The sequence below is a fragment of the Nocardia cyriacigeorgica GUH-2 genome (assembly GCF_000284035.1).
Taxonomy (GTDB): Bacteria; Actinomycetota; Actinomycetes; order Mycobacteriales; family Mycobacteriaceae; genus Nocardia; species Nocardia cyriacigeorgica_B.
In genome coordinates this window covers 1,116,077-1,134,633 of the sequence record NC_016887.1, presented here as the reverse complement: position 1 = coordinate 1,134,633, position 18,557 = coordinate 1,116,077, and the positions used below count along the sequence as shown (strand labels likewise).

Annotated in this window: 21 protein-coding genes; 5 read left to right on the top strand and 16 right to left on the bottom strand. The window is 68.0% G+C overall.

Annotated features, from left to right (window positions below; all coding sequences use genetic code 11):
• Positions 1 to 87: 87 nt before the first annotated feature.
• Entirely contained in the window at positions 88 to 765 is a 678-nt protein-coding gene (locus NOCYR_RS05070; protein WP_014349281.1) for a JAB domain-containing protein, read from the top strand.
• Positions 766 to 919: 154 nt separating this feature from the next.
• On the opposite strand, the gene NOCYR_RS05065 is transcribed toward NOCYR_RS05070, so the two are convergent.
• Genes NOCYR_RS05065 through NOCYR_RS05055 form a run of 3 tightly spaced genes read right to left on the bottom strand, consistent with a single transcriptional unit; the run spans position 920 to position 3,401 of the window.
• Positions 920 to 1,798 carry a metal ABC transporter permease gene (locus tag NOCYR_RS05065; protein ID WP_048833919.1) on the bottom strand — a complete coding sequence of 293 codons (879 nt, stop codon included), beginning with the start codon at positions 1,796 to 1,798 and terminating at the stop codon, positions 920 to 922.
• Positions 1,799 to 1,803: 5 nt separating this feature from the next.
• Complete coding sequence (locus NOCYR_RS05060; protein ID WP_014349279.1) at positions 1,804 to 2,541, bottom strand: metal ABC transporter ATP-binding protein; 738 nt, start codon at positions 2,539 to 2,541, stop codon at positions 1,804 to 1,806.
• The gene (locus NOCYR_RS05055) at positions 2,538 to 3,401 is read right to left on the bottom strand and encodes a metal ABC transporter substrate-binding protein (protein WP_269147609.1); all 864 of its coding nucleotides are present in this window, start codon (positions 3,399 to 3,401) and stop codon (positions 2,538 to 2,540) included. The genes NOCYR_RS05060 and NOCYR_RS05055 overlap by 4 nt, the downstream gene beginning before the upstream one ends.
• Positions 3,402 to 3,593: 192 nt before the next feature.
• Here NOCYR_RS05055 and NOCYR_RS05050 point away from each other — a divergent pair, with 192 nt between their 5' ends.
• Positions 3,594 to 4,889 (top strand): D-alanyl-D-alanine carboxypeptidase family protein, encoded by a 1,296-nt coding sequence (locus NOCYR_RS05050; RefSeq protein ID WP_148280534.1) that lies wholly within the window; start codon positions 3,594 to 3,596, stop codon positions 4,887 to 4,889.
• A gap of 62 nt (positions 4,890 to 4,951) precedes the next feature.
• Here the strand turns inward: NOCYR_RS05050 and yhjD are convergent, their stop codons facing one another.
• Complete coding sequence (gene yhjD, locus NOCYR_RS05045) at positions 4,952 to 5,974, bottom strand: inner membrane protein YhjD (RefSeq protein WP_014349276.1); 1,023 nt, start codon at positions 5,972 to 5,974, stop codon at positions 4,952 to 4,954.
• A gap of 51 nt (positions 5,975 to 6,025) precedes the next feature.
• On the bottom strand, positions 6,026 to 7,054 hold the full coding sequence (gene trpS, locus NOCYR_RS05040; RefSeq protein ID WP_014349275.1) for a tryptophan--tRNA ligase: 1,029 nt from the start codon (positions 7,052 to 7,054) through the stop codon (positions 6,026 to 6,028).
• A 109-nt stretch (positions 7,055 to 7,163) separates the two neighbouring features.
• Between trpS and NOCYR_RS05035 the strand changes: the two genes are divergently transcribed.
• Complete coding sequence (locus tag NOCYR_RS05035; RefSeq protein WP_231856031.1) at positions 7,164 to 7,799, top strand: TetR/AcrR family transcriptional regulator; 636 nt, start codon at positions 7,164 to 7,166, stop codon at positions 7,797 to 7,799.
• Positions 7,800 to 7,803: 4 nt separating this feature from the next.
• Here the strand turns inward: NOCYR_RS05035 and NOCYR_RS05030 are convergent, their stop codons facing one another.
• The 3 genes from NOCYR_RS05030 to NOCYR_RS05020 all read right to left on the bottom strand — a co-directional run bounded on the left by NOCYR_RS05030 (position 7,804) and on the right by NOCYR_RS05020 (position 9,638).
• Positions 7,804 to 8,280, bottom strand: a complete 477-nt coding sequence (locus NOCYR_RS05030; protein ID WP_014349273.1) for a barstar family protein — start codon at positions 8,278 to 8,280, stop codon at positions 7,804 to 7,806.
• Complete coding sequence (locus NOCYR_RS05025; RefSeq protein WP_014349272.1) at positions 8,280 to 8,768, bottom strand: ribonuclease domain-containing protein; 489 nt, start codon at positions 8,766 to 8,768, stop codon at positions 8,280 to 8,282. The genes NOCYR_RS05030 and NOCYR_RS05025 overlap by 1 nt, the downstream gene beginning before the upstream one ends.
• 87 nt (positions 8,769 to 8,855) lie before the next feature.
• Positions 8,856 to 9,638: an exodeoxyribonuclease III gene (locus NOCYR_RS05020; RefSeq protein ID WP_014349271.1), complete on the bottom strand. Its 783-nt coding sequence runs from the start codon at positions 9,636 to 9,638 to the stop codon at positions 8,856 to 8,858.
• 61 nt (positions 9,639 to 9,699) lie between these two features.
• Here NOCYR_RS05020 and NOCYR_RS05015 point away from each other — a divergent pair, with 61 nt between their 5' ends.
• The gene (locus NOCYR_RS05015; RefSeq protein ID WP_228793285.1) at positions 9,700 to 10,560 is read left to right on the top strand and encodes an alpha/beta fold hydrolase; all 861 of its coding nucleotides are present in this window, start codon (positions 9,700 to 9,702) and stop codon (positions 10,558 to 10,560) included.
• Positions 10,561 to 10,631: 71 nt separating this feature from the next.
• Here the strand turns inward: NOCYR_RS05015 and NOCYR_RS05010 are convergent, their stop codons facing one another.
• The 3 genes from NOCYR_RS05010 to NOCYR_RS30275 form a co-directional block, all read right to left on the bottom strand.
• Positions 10,632 to 11,852: a serine hydrolase gene (locus tag NOCYR_RS05010; RefSeq protein ID WP_048832873.1), complete on the bottom strand. Its 1,221-nt coding sequence runs from the start codon at positions 11,850 to 11,852 to the stop codon at positions 10,632 to 10,634.
• Positions 11,853 to 11,924: 72 nt separating this feature from the next.
• On the bottom strand, positions 11,925 to 12,518 hold the full coding sequence (locus tag NOCYR_RS29630) for a hypothetical protein (RefSeq protein WP_014349268.1): 594 nt from the start codon (positions 12,516 to 12,518) through the stop codon (positions 11,925 to 11,927).
• Between the two features lie 135 nt (positions 12,519 to 12,653).
• On the bottom strand, positions 12,654 to 12,956 hold the full coding sequence (locus NOCYR_RS30275; protein WP_194997270.1) for a hypothetical protein: 303 nt from the start codon (positions 12,954 to 12,956) through the stop codon (positions 12,654 to 12,656).
• Between the two features lie 220 nt (positions 12,957 to 13,176).
• Here NOCYR_RS30275 and NOCYR_RS30270 point away from each other — a divergent pair, with 220 nt between their 5' ends.
• A complete protein-coding gene (locus NOCYR_RS30270) occupies positions 13,177 to 13,632 on the top strand; it encodes an HAD family acid phosphatase (RefSeq protein WP_014349266.1) in 456 nt (151 codons plus the stop codon).
• Positions 13,633 to 13,706: 74 nt separating this feature from the next.
• Here NOCYR_RS30270 and NOCYR_RS04990 read toward each other — a convergent pair whose 3' ends face one another.
• The 5 genes from NOCYR_RS04990 to NOCYR_RS04970 all read right to left on the bottom strand — a co-directional run bounded on the left by NOCYR_RS04990 (position 13,707) and on the right by NOCYR_RS04970 (position 18,529).
• A complete protein-coding gene (locus NOCYR_RS04990; protein ID WP_014349265.1) occupies positions 13,707 to 14,966 on the bottom strand; it encodes an acyl-CoA dehydrogenase family protein in 1,260 nt (419 codons plus the stop codon).
• 28 nt (positions 14,967 to 14,994) lie between these two features.
• Positions 14,995 to 15,864, bottom strand: coding sequence for an SDR family oxidoreductase (locus tag NOCYR_RS04985; protein WP_014349264.1), 870 nt, complete (start codon positions 15,862 to 15,864; stop codon positions 14,995 to 14,997).
• 75 nt (positions 15,865 to 15,939) lie between these two features.
• Positions 15,940 to 16,815 carry a MaoC/PaaZ C-terminal domain-containing protein gene (locus NOCYR_RS04980; RefSeq protein ID WP_014349263.1) on the bottom strand — a complete coding sequence of 292 codons (876 nt, stop codon included), beginning with the start codon at positions 16,813 to 16,815 and terminating at the stop codon, positions 15,940 to 15,942.
• Between the two features lie 14 nt (positions 16,816 to 16,829).
• On the bottom strand, positions 16,830 to 17,264 hold the full coding sequence (locus NOCYR_RS04975) for an SRPBCC family protein (protein WP_014349262.1): 435 nt from the start codon (positions 17,262 to 17,264) through the stop codon (positions 16,830 to 16,832).
• A 59-nt stretch (positions 17,265 to 17,323) separates the two neighbouring features.
• A complete protein-coding gene (locus NOCYR_RS04970; RefSeq protein ID WP_014349261.1) occupies positions 17,324 to 18,529 on the bottom strand; it encodes a lipid-transfer protein in 1,206 nt (401 codons plus the stop codon).
• Positions 18,530 to 18,557 lie beyond the last annotated feature (28 nt).

The window sequence follows — 18,557 nt, the reverse complement described above, 5'->3', positions numbered from 1 at the left end:
GCGCGCGGGCCCGAAACCTGTCGGTGGGCACTGGCATGATGCGGGAACGTCCAACATCCGGTGACGTCGCCGCACCAAGGGGGAATGATGTCGGTCCCGATCGCCCACCTGCCCACAGGTCAGCGTCCGCGTGAGCGGCTGGCCGCGCTCGGACCGGCCGCCCTCACCGACGGAGAACTGCTCGCCCTGTTGTTACGCAACGGCAGGCGCGGGGAAAGCGCGCTGGAAATGGCGGCCGAACTGCTGGCCGAGCACGGCGGCCTCGCCGGACTGGCGGTCGCGCGCCCGGAGGAACTGGCCATGCGCTCGGGCGTCGGCGCCGCGAAGGCCGCCTCGATCATCGCTGCCTTCCACCTGGCCAATCGGGCCCGGCAGGGAACTACGTCCGCCACCTGCCTGCGTGGCGCCGCCGATGTCGCTCGAATCGCGCAGCCGCTGTTCGCCGGCGCCCGGGTGGAACGGCTACTGGTGCTGGTCTGCGACGCACGTAACCGCTTGCGCCAGCCAGTATTCGTGGCCGAAGGCGCGATCGATCAGGTGGCGGTCCCGGTGCGGGAGATCTTGAATACGGTGCTGCGCCACGACGGACGCGCTTTCGCTCTCGCACACAATCATCCGTCCGGAGATCCCTCGCCCAGCATCGACGACCGCCGCGCCACCACCCTGCTGGTCGAGGCCGCGCGCACCGTCGGGCTGCGGTTCCTCGATCATGTGGTCGTCGCGGGTGAGCAATGGCGTAGTGCGCCTGCGCTTGCGGCGGTGTGAGATGGCGCCGAACAGGATCGAGCGTCGGTTCGGCGCACCATCACGCGGACTCAGCGCAGCAAGGCGGCGACTCGGCGCGGCAATGTCGCGGCTCGGTGCCGTGGCGCGGCGGCTCGGTGCAGAGATACTGCGGTACCGCGCAGGTCCGCGCCGGTTACGGAGCGACCGTGACTCCGGCCGCTTTCCGTCGCGCCGCGGCGATTCGAGCCCCGATCACTCCGTGGCGCGGGGCGAACAGGTACACCGCCGCGAACGCGACGCCCTGGGTGACCACGATCATTCCGCCCGAGGCGGTATCGAGGTGGAAGCTCAGGTACAGCCCGATCACGGCACACGCCGCCGAGATCGCCGGGGCGATGACGAGCATGCGCCCGAAACGATCGGTCAGCAGATACGCCGTCGCACCCGGAATGATCAGCATCGCGACCACCAGGATCACTCCGACGGCCTGCAACGCCACCACCGACGTCAACGCGAGCAGGCCGAGCAGGGCGGCGCCGAGCAGCCGCGGGCTCATCCCGATGGCGTGCGCGTGCGTGGGGTCGAAGGCGTAGAGGGTGAAGTCGCGGCGTTTGAGAACCAGCGCGGCGAATACGATCGCGGCCAGGATGGCGATCTGCACCAGATCCGAACGGCTCACGCCGAGCAGATTGCCGAAAATGATGTGATTGAGGTCGGTTTGGCTCGGCGTCACCGACACCAGCACCAGGCCGAACGCGAACAACGTGGTGAACACGATGCCGATGGCGGCGTCTTCTTTGACTCGGCTGGTGTCGCGCACCACCCCGATCAAAGCCACCGCGAGGAACCCGAAGATCACCGCACCCACCGCGAATGGCGCTCCGACGATATAGGCCAGCACCACGCCGGGCAGCACCGCGTGCGAGACCGCATCACCCATCAGCGACCAGCCGATCAGCACCAGCCAGCACGACAGCACCGCGCACACCACGGCCGCGATGACGCTGGTCGCCAGCGCACGCACCATGAACTCGTAGCGCAGCGGGTCCACGAAGAAATCGATCAGGTTCATCGTGCTCACCGTTGCCCCATGACGTCGAGACCGAAAGCGAGGGCGAGGCTTTCGGGGCGCAGCGCCTCATCCGGGTCGCCGTGCATCAAGACCTTGCGCATGAGCAGCACCGCTTCGTCGGCGAGCCCGGGCAAGGCATGCAGGTCGTGCGTCGACACCAGCACCGTCGCCCCGTCGGCCGCCAGTTCCCGCAGTAGCCCGGTGATGGTGGCTTCGGACCGCTTGTCGACGCCGGCGAAAGGTTCGTCCAGCAGCAGCGCGGTGGCGCCCTGGGCGATCCCGCGAGCGACGAACGCGCGTTTGCGCTGGCCGCCGGACAGCTGGCCGATCTGCCGGTCGGCGAGATCGGTGAGTTCGACCCGCTCGAGCGCATGGTCGACCGCGTCGCGATCGCTGCGCCGGGCCCGGCGGGTGAATCCCATCCGTCCGTAGCGGCCGGTGGTCACCACATCGCGTACCGACAGCGGGAACGACCAGTCGACGTCCTCGCTCTGCGGTACATAGCCGACCACCCCTGCCTTCCGGGCCGCAGCCGGTGTGCCGCCACCGATCCGTACGGTGCCGCGGTCGGGGGTGACCAGCCCCATGATCGTCTTGAACAGCGTCGATTTACCGGAGCCGTTCATGCCGATGAGCCCGCACACCCGTCCGGATTCGACGGTCAGGTCGACGGCGTCGAGCGCGAGCACCGAACCGTAATGGACGGTGACGTCGCGGACCTCGATCGCTGGTTGATCGCTCATGGCTTGCTCCCGGTCAGTGCCGCGCCGATCAGGTCGGCGTCGTGGCGGATGAGCTCGAGATAGGTCGGGACCGGGCCGTCCGGTGCGGACAGCGAGTCCACGTACAGCACGCCGCCGAAGCTGGCGCCGGTGGCCTCGACGACGCGGCGCATCGGCGCGTCGGAGACGGTCGATTCGCAGAACACCGCGGGCACCTGGTTGGCGCGGACGAATTCGATCGCCGAGGTGATCTGCTGCGGTGTGGCCTGTTGTTCGGCGTTGACCGGCCAGATGTATTTCTCGGTGAGGCCGGCGTCACGGGCGAGGTAGGAGAACGCGCCCTCGCAGGTGACCAGGGCCCGCTGGTGCTGGGGCAGCACACTCAACTCGGCCACGAGCTCGTCGTTGACCCGCTGCAGCTCGGCCTTGTACTTGTCGCCGTTGGCGCGGAAGTCGGCGGCGTGGCCGGGGTCGAGTTCACTGAACGCGGTGACCATATTGTCGACGTAGGTGCGCACGTTCAGCGGCGACATCCAGGCGTGTGGATTGGGCTTGCCCTGGTAGGCGTCCTCGGTGATGCTCATCGGCGCGACACCGTCACTGACGGTCACGTGCGCGGCCTCGGAGTCCTCGACGAACTGCCCGAACCATGCTTCCAGGTTCATCCCGTTGTCGAGGATCAGATCCGCCTTGGCGGCTTTCTTGATATCGCCCGGCGTCGGCTCGTAACCGTGTACCTCGGCCCCCGGCTTGGTGATCGACTCGACGGTCAGATGTTCGCCCGCCACGTTCGCCGCGATATCGGCGAGCACGGTGAAGGTCGTCAGTACCGTCGGCTTCCCGTCATCGGCCTCGATCGCACCGCACCCGGTAGCCCCCACTGCCACCGCACAGGCCGCGACCAATGCCCTGATCCCCGCCAGACCACGAAAACCACGCCAGGTACTAACTCTCTCCACTACCAAATAGTAATGTTCGGGTAGCCGAAACTTCAAGTTCGGGGGAAGTGGGCAACCCGACGGCGCACCCGCCAGGCACGGCGAATCCCCCCGCGCCCGCTAGGCTCACCCGCGATGAACATGCGGGAACTTCGCCGCCGGGCCGGGGTGGCGGTAGCGGCAATGCTGACGGTGGGTGTGGTGGTGGCCGGCGGGCCCGCGGGGGCCGAGCCCACGGGGACCACCGGGCCGACGACGACACCGTTCACCACGCCGAATACCGACAACTGCGCGCAGCGAACCTTGCCGCCGCCGCCGATCGATTTGTCGGAGGTGCCGGAGCCGGGGCAGCCGACGCCGAAGCCGTTGCCGGTGCCGGATCCGCCGATCGGCGGGAAGCGGATGGGTGAGTGCGGGGTGGTGGTGCCCGCGGGGGCGCCGCCGGTGCCTGCCGAGATCTCGGCGACGTCGTGGATGGTGTCGGATATGGACACCGGCGAGGTGCTGGCCGCGAAGGATCCGCACGGGCGGTATCGGCCGGCCAGCACGATCAAGGTGCTGCTGGCGACGGTGGCGCTGCGGACGCTGGATCTGGACACCGTGGTCACCGGCACGCAGGCCGACGCCGACGTGGACGGCACCCGGGTCGGCATCGGCCCTGGTGGGCGCTACAGCAACCGTCAGCTGATGCAGGCGCTGATCATGGCGTCGGGCAATGACGCCGCGCATTCGATCGCCGCGCAGCTGGGCGGTGACGACGCCGCGGTGGCCAAGATGAACGAGCTGGCGAAATCGCTGCACGCGCTCGACACCCGCGCCGCGACGCCGTCGGGGTTGGACGGGCCCGGCATGAGCACCTCGGCCTACGACCTGTCGCTGCTGTTCCGCGAGGCGATGACGATCCCGCTGTTCGCCGAGCTGATCCACACCGAGCAGATCGATTTCCCCGGCTATCCGGCCGATCCGCGCATCCCCGGCGACAAGGACCATCCCGGTTTCCCGGTCGGCAACGACAACCATCTGCTCTACAACTACGAGGGCGCGCTCGGCGGCAAGACCGGCTTCACCGACGACGCCAGGCAGACCTTCGTGGCGGCGGCCGAACGCGATGGCCGCCGGTTGATCGTCACGCTGCTCAAGGCCGATGTGCTGCCGATCCGGCCATGGGAGCAGGCGGCGCGGCTGCTGGATTACGGATTCGCGCTCGGCCCAGGCGATTCGGTGGGCAATCTGCCCGGACCGGACACCGAGACCGCGCCGACGGGTGTCGCGCTGGCCGCGCCGCCGCAAGGTTCGGAGGTCGGGCATCTGGCGCAATCGGCGGGTGGCGGCCCGGACCGCGATGATCTGCGGTGGGTGCTGGTCGTCGGCGGCGCGATCATGGTGCTGGTGTTGCTCGCCGGTGCCCGTCGAATCACCAAGCGCCGCTGAGCTTTCGCCCTACCGACTACCACCGGCGCCATGGCCGAGCTCGCTGAGCGATACCGCCGCGCCTAGTGCCGACGCCGCCGCAACAGCGAAAGTCCCAGCGCGGCAACCGCACCGGCGCCGAAATACGTCGCCCCACTACCGAACCGCCCCGCATCCTGCATCCGCGGCCGGATCACCGCAGGCCCGGGCACCGGCACCTCGGCTTCGGGCTCGTTCTCGGCGGCGGTTGCGGCCCACGCGGTCGCGAACAGCACGATCCGGTAGGTGATGTAGCTGAACACCATCAGACCGATCACCGAGCCGAAGGCCGCGCCCGCCGGGCTGCTCATCACCGATTGCAGGTAGATCGAGGCGATCATCTTGAACACCTCGAACGCCACCGCCGCCAGGGCCGCTGCCTTGGCCGCGCTGGCCAGGGTCACTTTCTCGCGCGGCAGCCGCGCGATCATCCAGGCGAACACGGCCCAGGAGGCGAGGAGCGCGAGCAGCGTCGACAGCAGCCACAGCACGAACCGCGCACCCGGCACATCACGTAGCCCCACCAGCTCGAGCAATTGCGCGCCCAGCCCACTGGAGGCCAGACCGGACAGGCCCAGCGACACCACGAAGGCCAAGGCCAGGCCGATCAGCGCACCCAGATCGTTGATCTTGGTGACGATCCAGTTGCCGTCCTCGGTCTTCTGCTCCCACTGCTCGGTCAGCGCGGCGCGCAGGTTCGCCATCCAGCCCAGACCGGTGTAGAGACCGGTCAGCAGGCCGATGACGCCGACCGCGGTGCGGGATCTGATGGCCTGGTCGATGAGGTCGTTGAGCTGGGTGCCCAGCTCGCCGGGAATGTTCTCGACCACCCGCTGCTCGATCTCGTCGAGCAGCTCCGGATTACCGGCCAGCACGAAACCGGCGGCCGCGAAGGCCACCATGAGCAGCGGAAACAGCGACAGCACCGTGAAATAGGTGATGCCCGCGGCGAAGTAGTCACCGCGCTGGCTCTGATACCGCCCCGCGGCGCGCACCAGATGGTCGAGCCATGGCCGCGCCGCGACCTGCCGGGAAAGCGCCGCTTTGACGTTGTCGATCAACTGCACCTGTCAGCCCCTCAGACGGACCCCGCAGTCGGCGTAAACGAGTCGAGCGGGTCAGAAACCCACTCGCTCGTAGACCTGTGCGAGGGTGTTGCCGGCGATCTCCCGCGCCCGTTCGGCACCCTTGGCGAGGATGCGGTCGAGTTCGCCCTGATCCGCGAGATACTCTTCCACCTTCGCCTGCAACGGCGTGACAAATTCGACCAGCGCGTCGGCGACGTCGGATTTCAGATCGCCGTAGCCCTTGCCCGCGTAATCCTTTTCCAACGTGACGATCGGGGTCTCGGTGAGCGAGCCGAGGATCACCAGCAGATTGCTGACACCGGGCTTGGCCTCGGGGTCGTAGCGGATCTCGCGCTCGGTGTCGGTGACCGCGGACCGGATCTTCTTGGCCGTCACCTTCGGATCGTCGAGCAGGTTGATCAGGCCGGCGTCGGAGGCGGCCGACTTGCTCATCTTCGCGGTCGGATCCTGCAGGTCGTAGATCTTGGCGGTGCCCTTGACGATATGCGCCTCGGGTACCACGAAGGTCTTCTTGAACCGAGTGTTGAAGCGCTGGGCCAGGTTCCGGGTCAGCTCGAGATGCTGGCGCTGATCCTCGCCGACCGGCACCTGGTGCGGCCGGTAGAGCAGGATGTCGGCGGCCATCAGCACCGGATAGGTGAACAGGCCGACGGTCGCGTTCTCCGCGCCCTGTTTGACCGACTTGTCCTTGAACTGGGTCATCCGGCTGGCCTCGCCGAAACCGGTGAGGCAGCTCAGCACCCAGGTGAGTTCGGCGTGCTCGGGCACCTGGCTCTGCACGAACAGCGTGGAGCGGGCCGGGTCGATGCCGATGGCCAGCAGCTGGGCCACCGCCCGGCGCGTGCGGGTGCGCAGCTCCTTCGGGTCCTGCGGCACCGTGATGGCGTGCATGTTCGGGATGAAGTAGAGCGCGTCGTAATCGTCCTGCATGGTCACCCAGTACTGCAACGCACCGAGGTAGTTCCCGAGATGGAACGAGGAGCTGGTGGGCTGGATCCCGGACAGGACCCGCTGTTTGCGTTCACCGGCGGCGACCGGGCTGGAAGCAGGACTGGACATGCCCCGATCTTCGCATGCCGTCGTCGGCCGGATCGAACCAGTTTCGGCCCGGCCCGGCACCGCCGCGACCCGAATCCCGCCGTGACCGCCTCGCCCTATGATCGAATCCGTGACTGCGCAGCGGACCTACGGCGGAATCTCCGCGGACGAGCGCCGGGCGCAGCGGCGTGCGGCGCTGCTGGAGGCCGCGCTCGAGATCATTGGCACCCAGGGCCTGGCCAAGCTCACTGTCTCCGGTCTGTGCAACCGGGCCGGGCTCAACGAGCGCTACTACTACGAGAGTTTCGACAGTCGCGAGGCGGTGCTGACCGCACTGATCGACGGTATCTCCGAGGAGCTGGCGACGGTGATCGTCGCGGCCCTGCACGCCGCGCCCGCCGACACCCGGTCCAAGGCGCAGGCCGCGATCACCGCGGGTATCCACCTGCTCACCGACGATCCGCGCAAGGCGGAGGTGGCGTTGGTGGCGGGCATGGCGACGCCGGAGCTGCGGGCCCGCACCACCGAGACGGTGCGGGTGTTCGCGCGGCTGGTCGCCACCGAGGGCGTCGAGTTCTACGGCATCACCGATCCGCAACCGGATCCGGTGATCGATTTCCGCGCCACCTACCTGGTGGGCGGGTTGATCCAGACGCTCACCGGCTGGCTGCGCGGTGATCTGCCGATCAGCCGCGACGAGTTGATCGAGCACACCACCGACGTGTTCGTACTGCTCGGCGAGGACCTGGCGAACCGCCTGGGCTGACGGCTCACAGATGCAGGCCGATGCTCGGCAGTCCTTCCGTCGCGCCCTGCACGACCACCCGGAACACAATCTCGCGCTGCCACCAATAGTCGGCGGTCTCGCTCAACGCCTCGGCCAGCCAGGCCCGCTCCTGCGGTGCGTCGGCGAGCAGCTGATCGGCGTCACGGATCACCACCACGTACCCTTCGGCCGAACCGAGGTAGTCGTCGAGATCGCGCAGGCAGTCGTCGAAGGCGTCCTTGTTGGCGCCGAAGTAGTACGGGAATTGCAGGGCGGCGGCGAACTCGTCCAGCACGCCGGCCACGGTGCGCATCTTCTTACCGCGCAACTCCCGCACCCGATACCCCGACGGCGCCTGATACCGGACGCCGCTGAACTCCGGCGCCCCCACATCGAGGGCACCGAACACCGGCGCGGATCCGCGCACCGACGGCGCCGGCGCCAGCTGCGGAGCCAGGAACTGCGATAACGCGATGGTCATCAGCGCATCCTCGTGAACGTTTCGTAGTGGTCACCGGTATACCAGGCCGAACCGTCGCTGCCGGTGACGATGCGTTCGGCGTCGCGAGATCGGCCGGGCTGCTTGGGGTTGACGTCCCATTCCTGATACGTGATCGCCTTGCCGTTCGCATCCTTGGCGGGCAGATCGCCGCCGCGGTTGTAGAACCGGTCGCCGCCCTTGGTGCCGGGCGAGTTGGCCGAGCCGGGCCAGCGTCCGGCGTCGATCTCGCGCAGGGTCGCGTAGGCGCGGTCGGGGACGCCGGGTGCCTTGGACACCACCGGCGCGGTGGATCCGGTGCCGCGCGGCATGCCGTCCGGGGTGGCCGCGCTGGTGGCGGCGGCCTTGGCCGAGGTGGTCGAGGTACTCGCGCTCTTGTCGTCATCGCCCTGGGTGGTCAGTAGTGCGACCACCACGGCGACCACCACCGCGCCCAGCACGGACAGGATCCGGAGGACCTTCGCTTTCACAACTCCTGCTTTCGTCGGTACAGCCTGTGCACATTCGTGGCTCGCCGCAGCCCGGGCCGGCGGCGAAAGGTCAGCGGGCGGTCGCGGTCACCGGTACTGGACGGTGACGGGCGCGTGGTCGGACCAGCGCTGGTCGTAGGCGTCGGCGCGTTCCACGATCGCCTGCTTGGCGCGTTCGGCCAGGTCGGGGGTGACGAGCTGGTAATCGATGCGCCACCCGGCGTCGTTGTCGAAGGCGCGGCCGCGGTAGGACCACCAGCTGTAGGGGCCGTCGCCTTCGGGATGCAGCGCGCGCACCACGTCGACGTAGCCCGCGGCCAGCTGGGCATCGATCCAGGCGCGTTCTTCGGGCAGGAAGCCGGCGTTCTTCAGGTTGCCCTTCCAGTTCTTGATGTCGCGTTCGGTGTGGGCGATATTCCAGTCACCGGCGATCACATAGTTGCCCGTCTTCGTGCGCAGATGGGCCGCGATCTCGCCCAGGAACCGGTACTTCTCCTCCTGCCGCTCGGTGCCCGCCTCGCCGGTATGCACATACACGCTGGCCACGGTGACCTCATCGAATTCGACCTCGATGAACCGGCCGGTCGCGGCGAATTCGCTGTCCGGGGTGATCGCGGTGCGCACCGCGCGCGGCGCCCGTCGCGACAGCACGCCGACCCCGGCCCGGCCCTTGGCGCCGGGCTCGGCGTGCGCGAGCTGCCAGCCCTGGTCGAGTGCGGGCGCCAGCGCGGCCGCGACCTGCTCGTCGGTCGCGCGGGTCTCTTGCAGACAGATGATGTCGGCCTCGGTGGCCGCGAGCCAGGCGAGCAGGCCTTTACCCGCGGCAGCGCGCACGCCGTTGACGTTCACTGTCGAGATGATCTGGGGCACCCGACGACCGTACAATGCACAACATCGACCTCCCCAAGGACCATTGCGCCAGGAAGGGGTGATGACGATGACGTCAGGCACCTCCACGTCCACTTCCGCACTCGTGCCCGTCAAGGCGCTGCATGTCGGGTCCGGTGACCCGGTCCTGCTGCTGCACGGATTCATGCTCTCCCCGCACTGCTGGGAGCAGGTCGCGGCCCGATTGTCGTCCAACTGCGAAGTGTTCGCGCCCGCCTTCCTCGGGCACTGGGGCGGCCCCGAATACCCCGGTGGCCGATTGGGTTTCCGCGATTTCGCCGATCAGATCGAGGCGCAGCTGGATGAACTCGGTTGGCGCACCTGCCATATCGCCGGTAATTCGCTGGGCGCGTGGGTGGGTTTCGAGTTGGCACGCCGCGGCCGGGCCCGCACGCTCACCGCGATCGCACCGGCCGGCGGCTGGGATTCCCCCTCGTTCACCCAGATCCGGGTGGGCCTGAAGTTCGCTTCGCTGATTCCGCTGGTGCAGCTCGGTAAGCGGCTGGGCGGTTTCCCGGCGCACAATCGGCTCATCCAACTGGCCGTCGGGGTATTGCTGAGCAAGAACGTCACCGCGGTGCCGCGCGCCGACCTCGCCGCCATGATCACCGCCGCCCTGCACTGCCCGGCCATGGTGCCGATGATCCTCGGCAGCCTGCGCGCCTCGGCCATGGACGACGTCTCGACGCTGACCACCCCGGTCCGCCTGCTGCTGGCCGAAACCGACCGCATCATCCCCAACCGCGTCTACGCCCGCCGCTACCTGCGCCAACTCCCCGCTTCCGCCGACCGCATCATCGTCAACGGCGTCGGCCACGTCCCCATGCTCGAAGCCCCCGACCGCATCGCCACCCTCATCGCCGAACACATTTACGCCAGCCGCAGCCACCTGCGCGCGGTCTGAGCCGGCGAGAGTCACATGGCTGAGGCGTTTCGCGAGTCGACCCCTCGCTCATGTGACTCTCGGCAGCCCGGCTAGCTCGTGAGGTCGGAGATCTGGGCGACGAGGTGCCAGGGGCGGGTGGTGTCGGTGGTGGCTTTGCCGCTGGTGAGGATGGCGCCGGAGAGGGAGCGGGCGGGGTCGGCCCAGCCGTATTGGGTGGTCAGGCCGCTGCGGCCGAAGTGTTGCTGGGTGTCGCGACCGAATTTGGAGCGGCGGGCGCCCAATTCGAAGCCGGCGCACGAAACTCGGCCTGCGGCGCCGGGCATGCGGTGGGCGGGGCGGACGGCGTCGCGCAGGGTGGTGGGTTCGATGATCCGCACACCGTCGAGTTCGCCGCCGCGGGCGAGGATTTCGTAGAACCGGGACAGCTCGTAGGCGGTGGTCACCAGGTTGCCCGACGGTAGTTCGGCGGTGAGGAAGGCCGCGTTCGCCTCCTTCGACACCGCACCGCCCATGCCGCCGCCGAGCGCCTTGCGCGCCAGGAACTTCGCGATCCGCGACGGACCGGGTCCGGTTTTCACACTCGGCACGACCTTGTCGACGTCCTCGGGGCGCACCCCGAAGTTGGTCCACCGGAAGCCCAGCGGATCGAGGACCTGCTCGGCGAGGTGTTCGCGCATCGGCTTGCCGGTGGCCCGGCGCACCAGCAGACGTTGGATCAAACCGCTGGTCAGCGCGTGATAGACGCGGAAGCGGCCGGGCCGCCAGCTGGGCACCAGATCGGCGAGCGCCTGCACGGCGAGTTCCTCGTCGACCACCACGTCGACGGCCTTGTACGGCGGTGTCATGAACGGCACGCCGGCCGAATGCGACAGCACATCGCCGATGGTGATCGATTCCTTGCCGTTGGCCGCGAATTCCGGAATGTATTCGCACACCCGGTCGTTCACGCCGAACGCGCCCTGCTCGATGAGCATGAACATCAGCGTCGCGGCCACACCTTTGGCGGTGGAGAACCCGCAGAACGGGGAATCCGGTGTGGCGAGGATCTTTTCGGCGTCGGGGCCGTCCTCGGGGGCGTTGCCCCAGCCGTGGCCGATGGTCCGGTTCAGCACGATCGCACCGCGACGCCGCACGCAGACCTGAATGGCCGGCGTGGTCCCCAGCCGATACCAGTCCTGCACCGAGGCCCACACCCGCTCGACGTCCCCGCGCACCAGCCCGGCCGCGGCGGGTTCGTCCTCGGGGCCGCGGGTGGTCACCGCGTCCAGATCGTCCGTGACTGCGATCAACGTGCCTGGTGCTGCCGTCATTCGCCCGAGCTTAACGGCCCACCCTGATAGCCCCCTGAGCTGCGCTGAGAGCGCCCCAAGAATGCCGCGGGCTCAGCCGACGAGCTCGGAGGCGGCGGTGGCGAGCGCGATCACGTCGGCCTGGCAGGCCGACGGATCTGCGGCAGGATCACGACCCCACGACACGTCGATGAAGGCCGTGCCCTGATCCAGGAAGACCCCGCATTCCGGCTTGCGCGTGGATTCGCAGGTGGCCGCCCGCTGCGCGCTCCCGATCGGCGGCGCGGGTTCGCCGGGGCACAGCATCATCAGATTGGTGAAACTCGCGTCGACCAGCGGCTCCGTGGGGTAACGCAGGACGCCGGCCTCCACGTCCACAGTGCCCGACTTCCAGGTGCAGACCCGGTAGACGCCACGGTTGTTGTATCCACCCGGGTCATGGTCGATTTGGGTGGCGTCGGTCAGGGCCGGGCGCCCGAGCCGGTCGGCGATCGCATCGCAGGTGGGCAGGCTGGCGATGTCCGGACGGGCGGGTTCGGCGACCGTGGTGGTCGTGGTGGGGGCCGCCGAGGTGGTTGTCGGCGAAGCGGCGGGAATGCCTTCGTCGCCTTCACATCCGGCGAGGACCAGTGCTGCCGCCGTGACAGTGGCGATGGACCAGAACTTCCGCGGTGATCGCACCCGCATGACGCCCCCCTTGAACTCGAATCCGGCACATCAGCGTAGCCAAGGGGCGCGACACCGAGCGATTCAGGACCGGCCCAACAGATCACGGGCTCGTCTCGGGATTGTGAAACGCCAGCGATTCATAGTTTCCGGGCGTTACCGTCCGGACATGAAGCGCTCCATCGCAGGCGTTGCTCTCGGCGTCGCCGTCACCCTCATCGCTCCGCTGCCTGCACTGGCCGATACCGGTTCGTCGATTCTCCCCGGCGAGACCGGTTCGGCGTCCGGGTCCGCGAAATCCGGTTCGGCGTCGGGGTCGGCGAAGTCCGGGTCCGCGTCGGGATCGGCGAAGTCCGGATCGTCTTCGGGCTCAGGGAAATCCGGGTCCTCGTCGGGCTCGGGTAAATCAGGTTCGGCGTCGGGTTCCAGCGATTCGGGATCGTCGTCGGACGATGACACCGGTTCATCCTCGCGCTCGGATAGGGACACCGGCTCGTCCTCACGCTCCGACGACGACACCGGTTCCTCGTCACGAACCGACGACGAAAACCGCTCGCGGACACCCAATTCCCGCTCGCGCGACTCCGAATCCCGCACGGATTCCAGCGATTCCGACCCCACCGCCGGTTCCAGCTCCGGCCTCCCGTCGTACGCGGACTGGATCGCCGAGGTCCAGACGGTGGTCGATCAGGCCCGCACCGCACTGGCGCAACGCCTGCCCGGCGCCACCCGCCCCGCCATCGTGCTCGATATCGACAACACGTCGCTGGAAACCCAGTACCACCCGGGCATCATCATCCCGGCCATCGATCCGATGCTGCGGCTGGCGACCTGGGCGAAGGGCCAGGGCGCGGCGATCATCTTCGTGACCGGCCGCCCCGAGCTGGTGAACGGCTACACCCAGCACAACCTGACCAGCGTCGGCTACCCGGTCGACGGCCTCTACGGCAGCCCGCTCACCACGCTCTCGGCCGGTTCGACGGGCCTCGAGCAGTACAAGACCGGCGCCCGCATCGACATCGAATCCGACGGGTACACGATCGTCGCGAATATCGGCAACAGCGCGTCGGATCTCGCGGGCGGGCACGCCGAGCTGACGTTCAAACTCCCGGACTACAACGGCGCCCTCAGCTGAGGCAGACCGCGGCTCGCTAGACAGCAGAACGCCGCCCACCCTGTTCGGTGGGCGGCGTTCGCACGTCACTGCCGCTAAGCCAGCAGCCCCTTGGCCACGTGGGTCACCTGAATCTCATTGCTGCCCGCATAGATCATCAGCGACTTGGCATCGCGGGCCAGCTGCTCGACCCGGTATTCGGTCATGTACCCGTTCCCGCCGAACAGCTGCACCGCCTCCATCGCCACCTCGGTGGCCGCCTCGGAGGCGTAGAGCTTCATCGCCGACGCCTCGGCCAGCGTCGGCGGCTTACCGGCCCGGCCGCGTTCTAGCACGCTGAACACCATGTTCTGCACATTGATCCGCGCGACTTCCATCTTGGCCAGCTTGAGCTGCACCAGCTGGAAGCGACCGATCTCCTGGCCCCACAGCTTGCGATTCTTGGCGTAGTCGATGCACAGCCGATGGCATTCGTTGATGATGCCCAGCGCCATGAACGCCACGCCCACGCGTTCGGCCGTGAAGCTCGACCGTGCGCTATCGCGGCCGTCGCCGCCCTTGTGTTCCTCGGTCTCGCCCAGCAGCCGGTCCCGGCCCACCCGCACGTTGTCGAAGAACAGCTCACCGGTGGGCGAGGAGTGCAGGCCCATCTTCTTGAACGGTTTGCCCTGGGTGAGGCCCTCCATGCCCTTGTCGAGCACGAAGGTCAGCACCTTGCGGTCGCGCTTGTCGACGCCGGCGTCACCCTCGTCGAGCTTGGCGTAGACGATCATCACGTCGGCGTAGGGACCGTTGGTGATGAAGGTTTTCTGGCCGTTGAGGATGTAGTCCTCGCCGTCGCGCTTGACGTAGGTCTTCATGCCGCCGAAGGCGTCGGAACCGGAATCCGGCTCGGTGATCGCCCACGACGCCACCTTCTTCAAGGTGACGATGTCGGCCAGCCAGCGCTCCTTCTGCGCCAGCGTGCCGCGCGACATGATGGTGGTGGCGCCGAGCCCGATGCTGACGCCCAGCGCCGTCACCAGACCCATGCACACCCCGGACAGCTCCCCGATCAGCACCGCCATCAGCGATTCCTGGCCGGCGAACGGGCTCGAACCGACCGCGGACTTCTTCTCCGGCAGCTCCTCCCCCGCCGCCAGCGCTTCCTCCCGTTTGCGCTGTTTGGCCAGCATCTTGGCCACCGCCTCGGCGCCCATCGCTTCGATGCCGAAGTCGGCGAACAACTTCCGCAGGATCGGATACGGCGGCATCTCACCGCTGTCGAGGGCGTCGAGGTGCGGGCGGACTTCCTTGTCGATGAAGGTCCGCACCGCCTCGCGGATCATCTCGTCGGTCTCGGACCATTCGAACATCGTTGTTCTCCTGTGCTCGGTGCTGCGCTCAAGGCAGGCGGGCGGCGATATCGTCGATCAGCCACGGCCCGTCGGCCTCGATGGTCTTCACGTCATGCCAGCCTGCCAGCTCCGAGATGGCGCCGCCCTGGACTGCGAAAACCTTGCCGGTGAGCGGGCACTTCTCCGAGGCCAGGTAGGCCACCAGCGGGGAGATGTTGGCCGGGCTGAACGCGTCGAACTCGCCTTCTTCGACCTCGGCGGCGAAGATCGCGCCCATGCCGGGGGTGGCGAGGGTGAGCCGGGTACGGGCCATCGGCGCGATGGCATTGACGCGCACGCCGTAGCGCTCGAGTTCGTCGGCGGCGACCAGGGTGAGCGCCGCGATGCCTGCCTTGGCGGCACCGTAGTTGGCCTGGCCGGGGTTGGGGATGGTGACGCCGGAGGCCGAGGCGGTGTTGATCACCGCGGCGTTGGGCTGGTTACCGTCCTTGCTCTGCTGCTTCCAGTGCGCGGCGGCGTGATGCAGGACGGCGGCGTGGCCCTTGAGGTGCACCGCGATGACGGCGTCCCACTGGGATTCCTCCAGGCCCGCGATGAAGCCGTCGCGCAGGATGCCCGCATTGTTGACGACGATGTCGAGCTTGCCGAATTCGGTGATGGCCTGATCGACCAGCTGCTTGGCACCGTCCCAGGTGGCGACGTTGGCGGTATTGGCCACCGCGCGCCCGCCGGCGGCCACGATCTCGTCGACCACCTCCTGGGCGGGGCCGGCGTCGGATCCCTCGCCGGCATTGCTGCCGCCGAGATCGTTGACGACCACCGCGGCACCTTCGGCGGCGAACAGCAGCGCGTGTTCGCGGCCGATCCCCCGGCCCGCGCCGGTGATGACGGCGACCCGTCCTTCGAGTGCACCCATGTGTCGAAACTCCTTCACAGCTCAGGGAAAACGCCGTGGCGGCAGCCGGTCCGGTCCGCCGCCACGGCGTGGGAATCAGTCGGTGACGACGGCGAGTCCGTCGGTGAGTACCAGGTCCGCACCGCGCGCGGTCCGGAAGGCGTAGGTGGTGGCGCCGTCCTCGGCACCGACCCGCCAGATCTGGGTCTCCAGATCGTCGCCGGGGAACACCATCTTGGAAAACCGCACCGCGAACCGCTTCAGCCGATGCACATCCGAACCGGCGACGGCGGTGAGCACACCCCACGACGACATCGCCATGGTGCACAACCCGTGCGCGATGATGCCGGGCAGGCCGGCGTCCTTGGCGACCTGCTCGTCGAGGTGCAGCGGGACCGGATCACCGGACGCGGGCGCGTACCGGTAGGTCTGGTCGTCGTCCACATGGTGGGCGACCGTCGCCAGCGGCGGCTGCTCGGCCAGCGCCGGATCGAACTTGTGCGCCGGCGCCTGCTCGCCGACCTTGGTGCCGACATCGATATTGCGGAAGAACGCGGTCAGGTACTGCTCGTTGACCAGTTCCCCGTCCTCGGTGCGGCATTCGATGAGAATGGTGATCGTGGTCCCGTTCTCGCGGCCCTCGTAGCCGATGGCCTTGGCCCGCGAGACCAGCTTGTCGCCGGGACGGATGGGGCGGTGGAAGTGGAAGTCCTGCTCCCCGTGCACCACCCGGCCGAAGATGTCCATCGGCACCACGTCGATCACCGGCATCATCATGGCCTCGAAGACCGGGACGATGCCGAAGACCGGCGAGGCCACCTCGCCCGCCAGATGCGCCGGGATCGGGTCGTTGGTCGCGGCCGCGTATTCGGCGATGCGCTCCGCGGTGACCTCGAAACGCTCCTCGTCGCTCCAGACGTTCAGGCCCGAATCGTCGAATTCGACGCTGGTGCCCGCTGTTCCGGTCGTCATGCGCGCGTCCGCGTTCAGGCCGACGCCAGCGCGTCGAGCTGCTCGAGGGTCTTGTCCAGCTGCTTGGCGCCGTCCTTCTCGACCGCCTTGCCGAGCGCGCCCTTGATCAGCGCACCCTCGAAATCACCGTCGACGGAGAACTTGCTGCCTGCACCTTCCGGCTGGATCTCGAAGGAGAAGCGCACCTTCACCCCGGCCATGCCGGTGCCGCTGAGCACCAGCTTGTTGGGGGCGTCGACGCTCTCGACCACCCATTCGATCTTGTTGGCCATGCCGAGCATGAAGATCTTGGCGACCAGTTTGGCGCCCGCGGTCAGGGTGGCGGGCGGCTCCTCCATCCAGCGCTCGTGGATGGTGAACCACTTGTCCCAGGTGGAGGTGTCGGAGACAACGGCCCAGACGGCGTCCGGGGCGGCGTTGAGGTTCTTGGTGGCGTCGATATGACCCATGGTCGTGCTCCTCGTCGAGTACGGTTCCGCGGTGTCGCGGCGGAATTCGGGTGGTCGGATCAGCGCACGGCGCGCTGGTAGGCGGTGACGACGGCGGCGCCGCCGAGACCGATGTTGTGCTGCAAGGCGGCGGTGACGCCCTCGACCTGACGCTTGTCGGCGGTGCCGCGCAGCTGCCAGGTGAGCTCCGAACACTGCGCCAGGCCGGTCGCGCCCAGCGGGTGGCCCTTGGAGATCAGGCCGCCGGACGGGTTGACGACCCACTTGCCGCCATAGGTGGTCTGGTCGGCGTCGAGCAGCTTGGCCGCCTCGCCCTCACCGCACAGGCCCAGCGCCTCGTAGAGCAGCAGCTCATTGGCGGAGAAGCAGTCGTGCAGCTCGATGACCTGGAAGTCCTCCGGGCCGAGGCCGGCCTGGTCGTAGACCTGGCGGGCGGCCTGCACGTTCATGTCGTAGCCGATGATGTTCTTGGCGGTGCCGTCGAAGGTGGAGGCGAAGTCGGTGGTCATGGCCTGCCCGACGATCTCCACGGCCTGTCCGGCCAGATCGTGCGAGTCCACGAACGCCTCGCTGGCCAGGATCACCGCGCCGGAGCCGTCGGAGGTGGGCGAGCACTGGAGCTTGGTGAGCGGGTCGTAGATCATCCGCGCGCCGAGGATGTCGTCCATCGTGTACTCGTCCTGGAACTGCGAGTACGGATTGTTCACCGAGTGCTTGTGGTTCTTGTAGCCGATCTTGGCGAAATGCTCCGGCGTGGTGCCGTACTGCTTCATATGTTCGCGACCGGCCGCGCCGAACATCCACGGCGCCACCGGGAACAGCACCTCGGAGATCTCGGCCAGCGCCAGAATGTGCTTGCCCATGGGCTGCTCGCGGTCGTCCCAGGTGGATTCCAGCGAGCCCGGCTTCATCCGCTCGAAACCGAGCGCCAGCGTGCACTCGGCCAAGCCGCCCCGAATCGCCTGCGCCGCAAGGTAGAGCGCGGTGGAACCGGTGGAGCAGTTGTTGTTGACATTGACCACCGGGATACCGGTCATGCCCAGCTCGTAGACCGCGCGCTGGCCGGAGGTCGACTCACCGTAGACGTAGCCGACGTAGGCCTGTTCCACTTCGCGGTAGTCGATTCCGGCATCGGCGAGGGCCTTGGTGCCCGACTCGCGCGCCATATCCGGGTAGTCCCAGTCGCTGCCGTCTTCGTTCTTGCGCCGGCCGGGCTTTTCGAACTTCGTCATCCCGACACCGACGACGTAGACCTTGTTCGCCATCGAACTCCTCAGCTTGTGCGACTCCGAA

Bases quoted from the DNA above. Each gene is read 5' to 3' on its own strand.
- NOCYR_RS05070 (WP_014349281.1), top strand. From the start codon at position 88: ATGTCGGTCCCGATCGCCCACCTGCCCACAGGTCAGCGTCCGCGTGAG.
- NOCYR_RS05065 (WP_048833919.1), bottom strand. From the start codon at position 1,798: ATGAACCTGATCGATTTCTTCGTGGACCCGCTGCGCTACGAGTTCATG.
- NOCYR_RS05060 (WP_014349279.1), bottom strand. From the start codon at position 2,541: ATGAGCGATCAACCAGCGATCGAGGTCCGCGACGTCACCGTCCATTAC.
- NOCYR_RS05050 (WP_148280534.1), top strand. From the start codon at position 3,594: ATGAACATGCGGGAACTTCGCCGCCGGGCCGGGGTGGCGGTAGCGGCA.
- trpS (WP_014349275.1), bottom strand. From the start codon at position 7,054: ATGTCCAGTCCTGCTTCCAGCCCGGTCGCCGCCGGTGAACGCAAACAG.
- NOCYR_RS05030 (WP_014349273.1), bottom strand. From the start codon at position 8,280: ATGACCATCGCGTTATCGCAGTTCCTGGCTCCGCAGCTGGCGCCGGCG.
- NOCYR_RS05015 (WP_228793285.1), top strand. From the start codon at position 9,700: ATGACGATGACGTCAGGCACCTCCACGTCCACTTCCGCACTCGTGCCC.
- NOCYR_RS05010 (WP_048832873.1), bottom strand. From the start codon at position 11,852: ATGACGGCAGCACCAGGCACGTTGATCGCAGTCACGGACGATCTGGAC.
- NOCYR_RS29630 (WP_014349268.1), bottom strand. From the start codon at position 12,518: ATGCGGGTGCGATCACCGCGGAAGTTCTGGTCCATCGCCACTGTCACG.
- NOCYR_RS04990 (WP_014349265.1), bottom strand. From the start codon at position 14,966: ATGTTCGAATGGTCCGAGACCGACGAGATGATCCGCGAGGCGGTGCGG.
- NOCYR_RS04985 (WP_014349264.1), bottom strand. From the start codon at position 15,864: ATGGGTGCACTCGAAGGACGGGTCGCCGTCATCACCGGCGCGGGCCGG.
- NOCYR_RS04980 (WP_014349263.1), bottom strand. From the start codon at position 16,815: ATGACGACCGGAACAGCGGGCACCAGCGTCGAATTCGACGATTCGGGC.
- NOCYR_RS04975 (WP_014349262.1), bottom strand. From the start codon at position 17,264: ATGGGTCATATCGACGCCACCAAGAACCTCAACGCCGCCCCGGACGCC.
- NOCYR_RS04970 (WP_014349261.1), bottom strand. From the start codon at position 18,529: ATGGCGAACAAGGTCTACGTCGTCGGTGTCGGGATGACGAAGTTCGAA.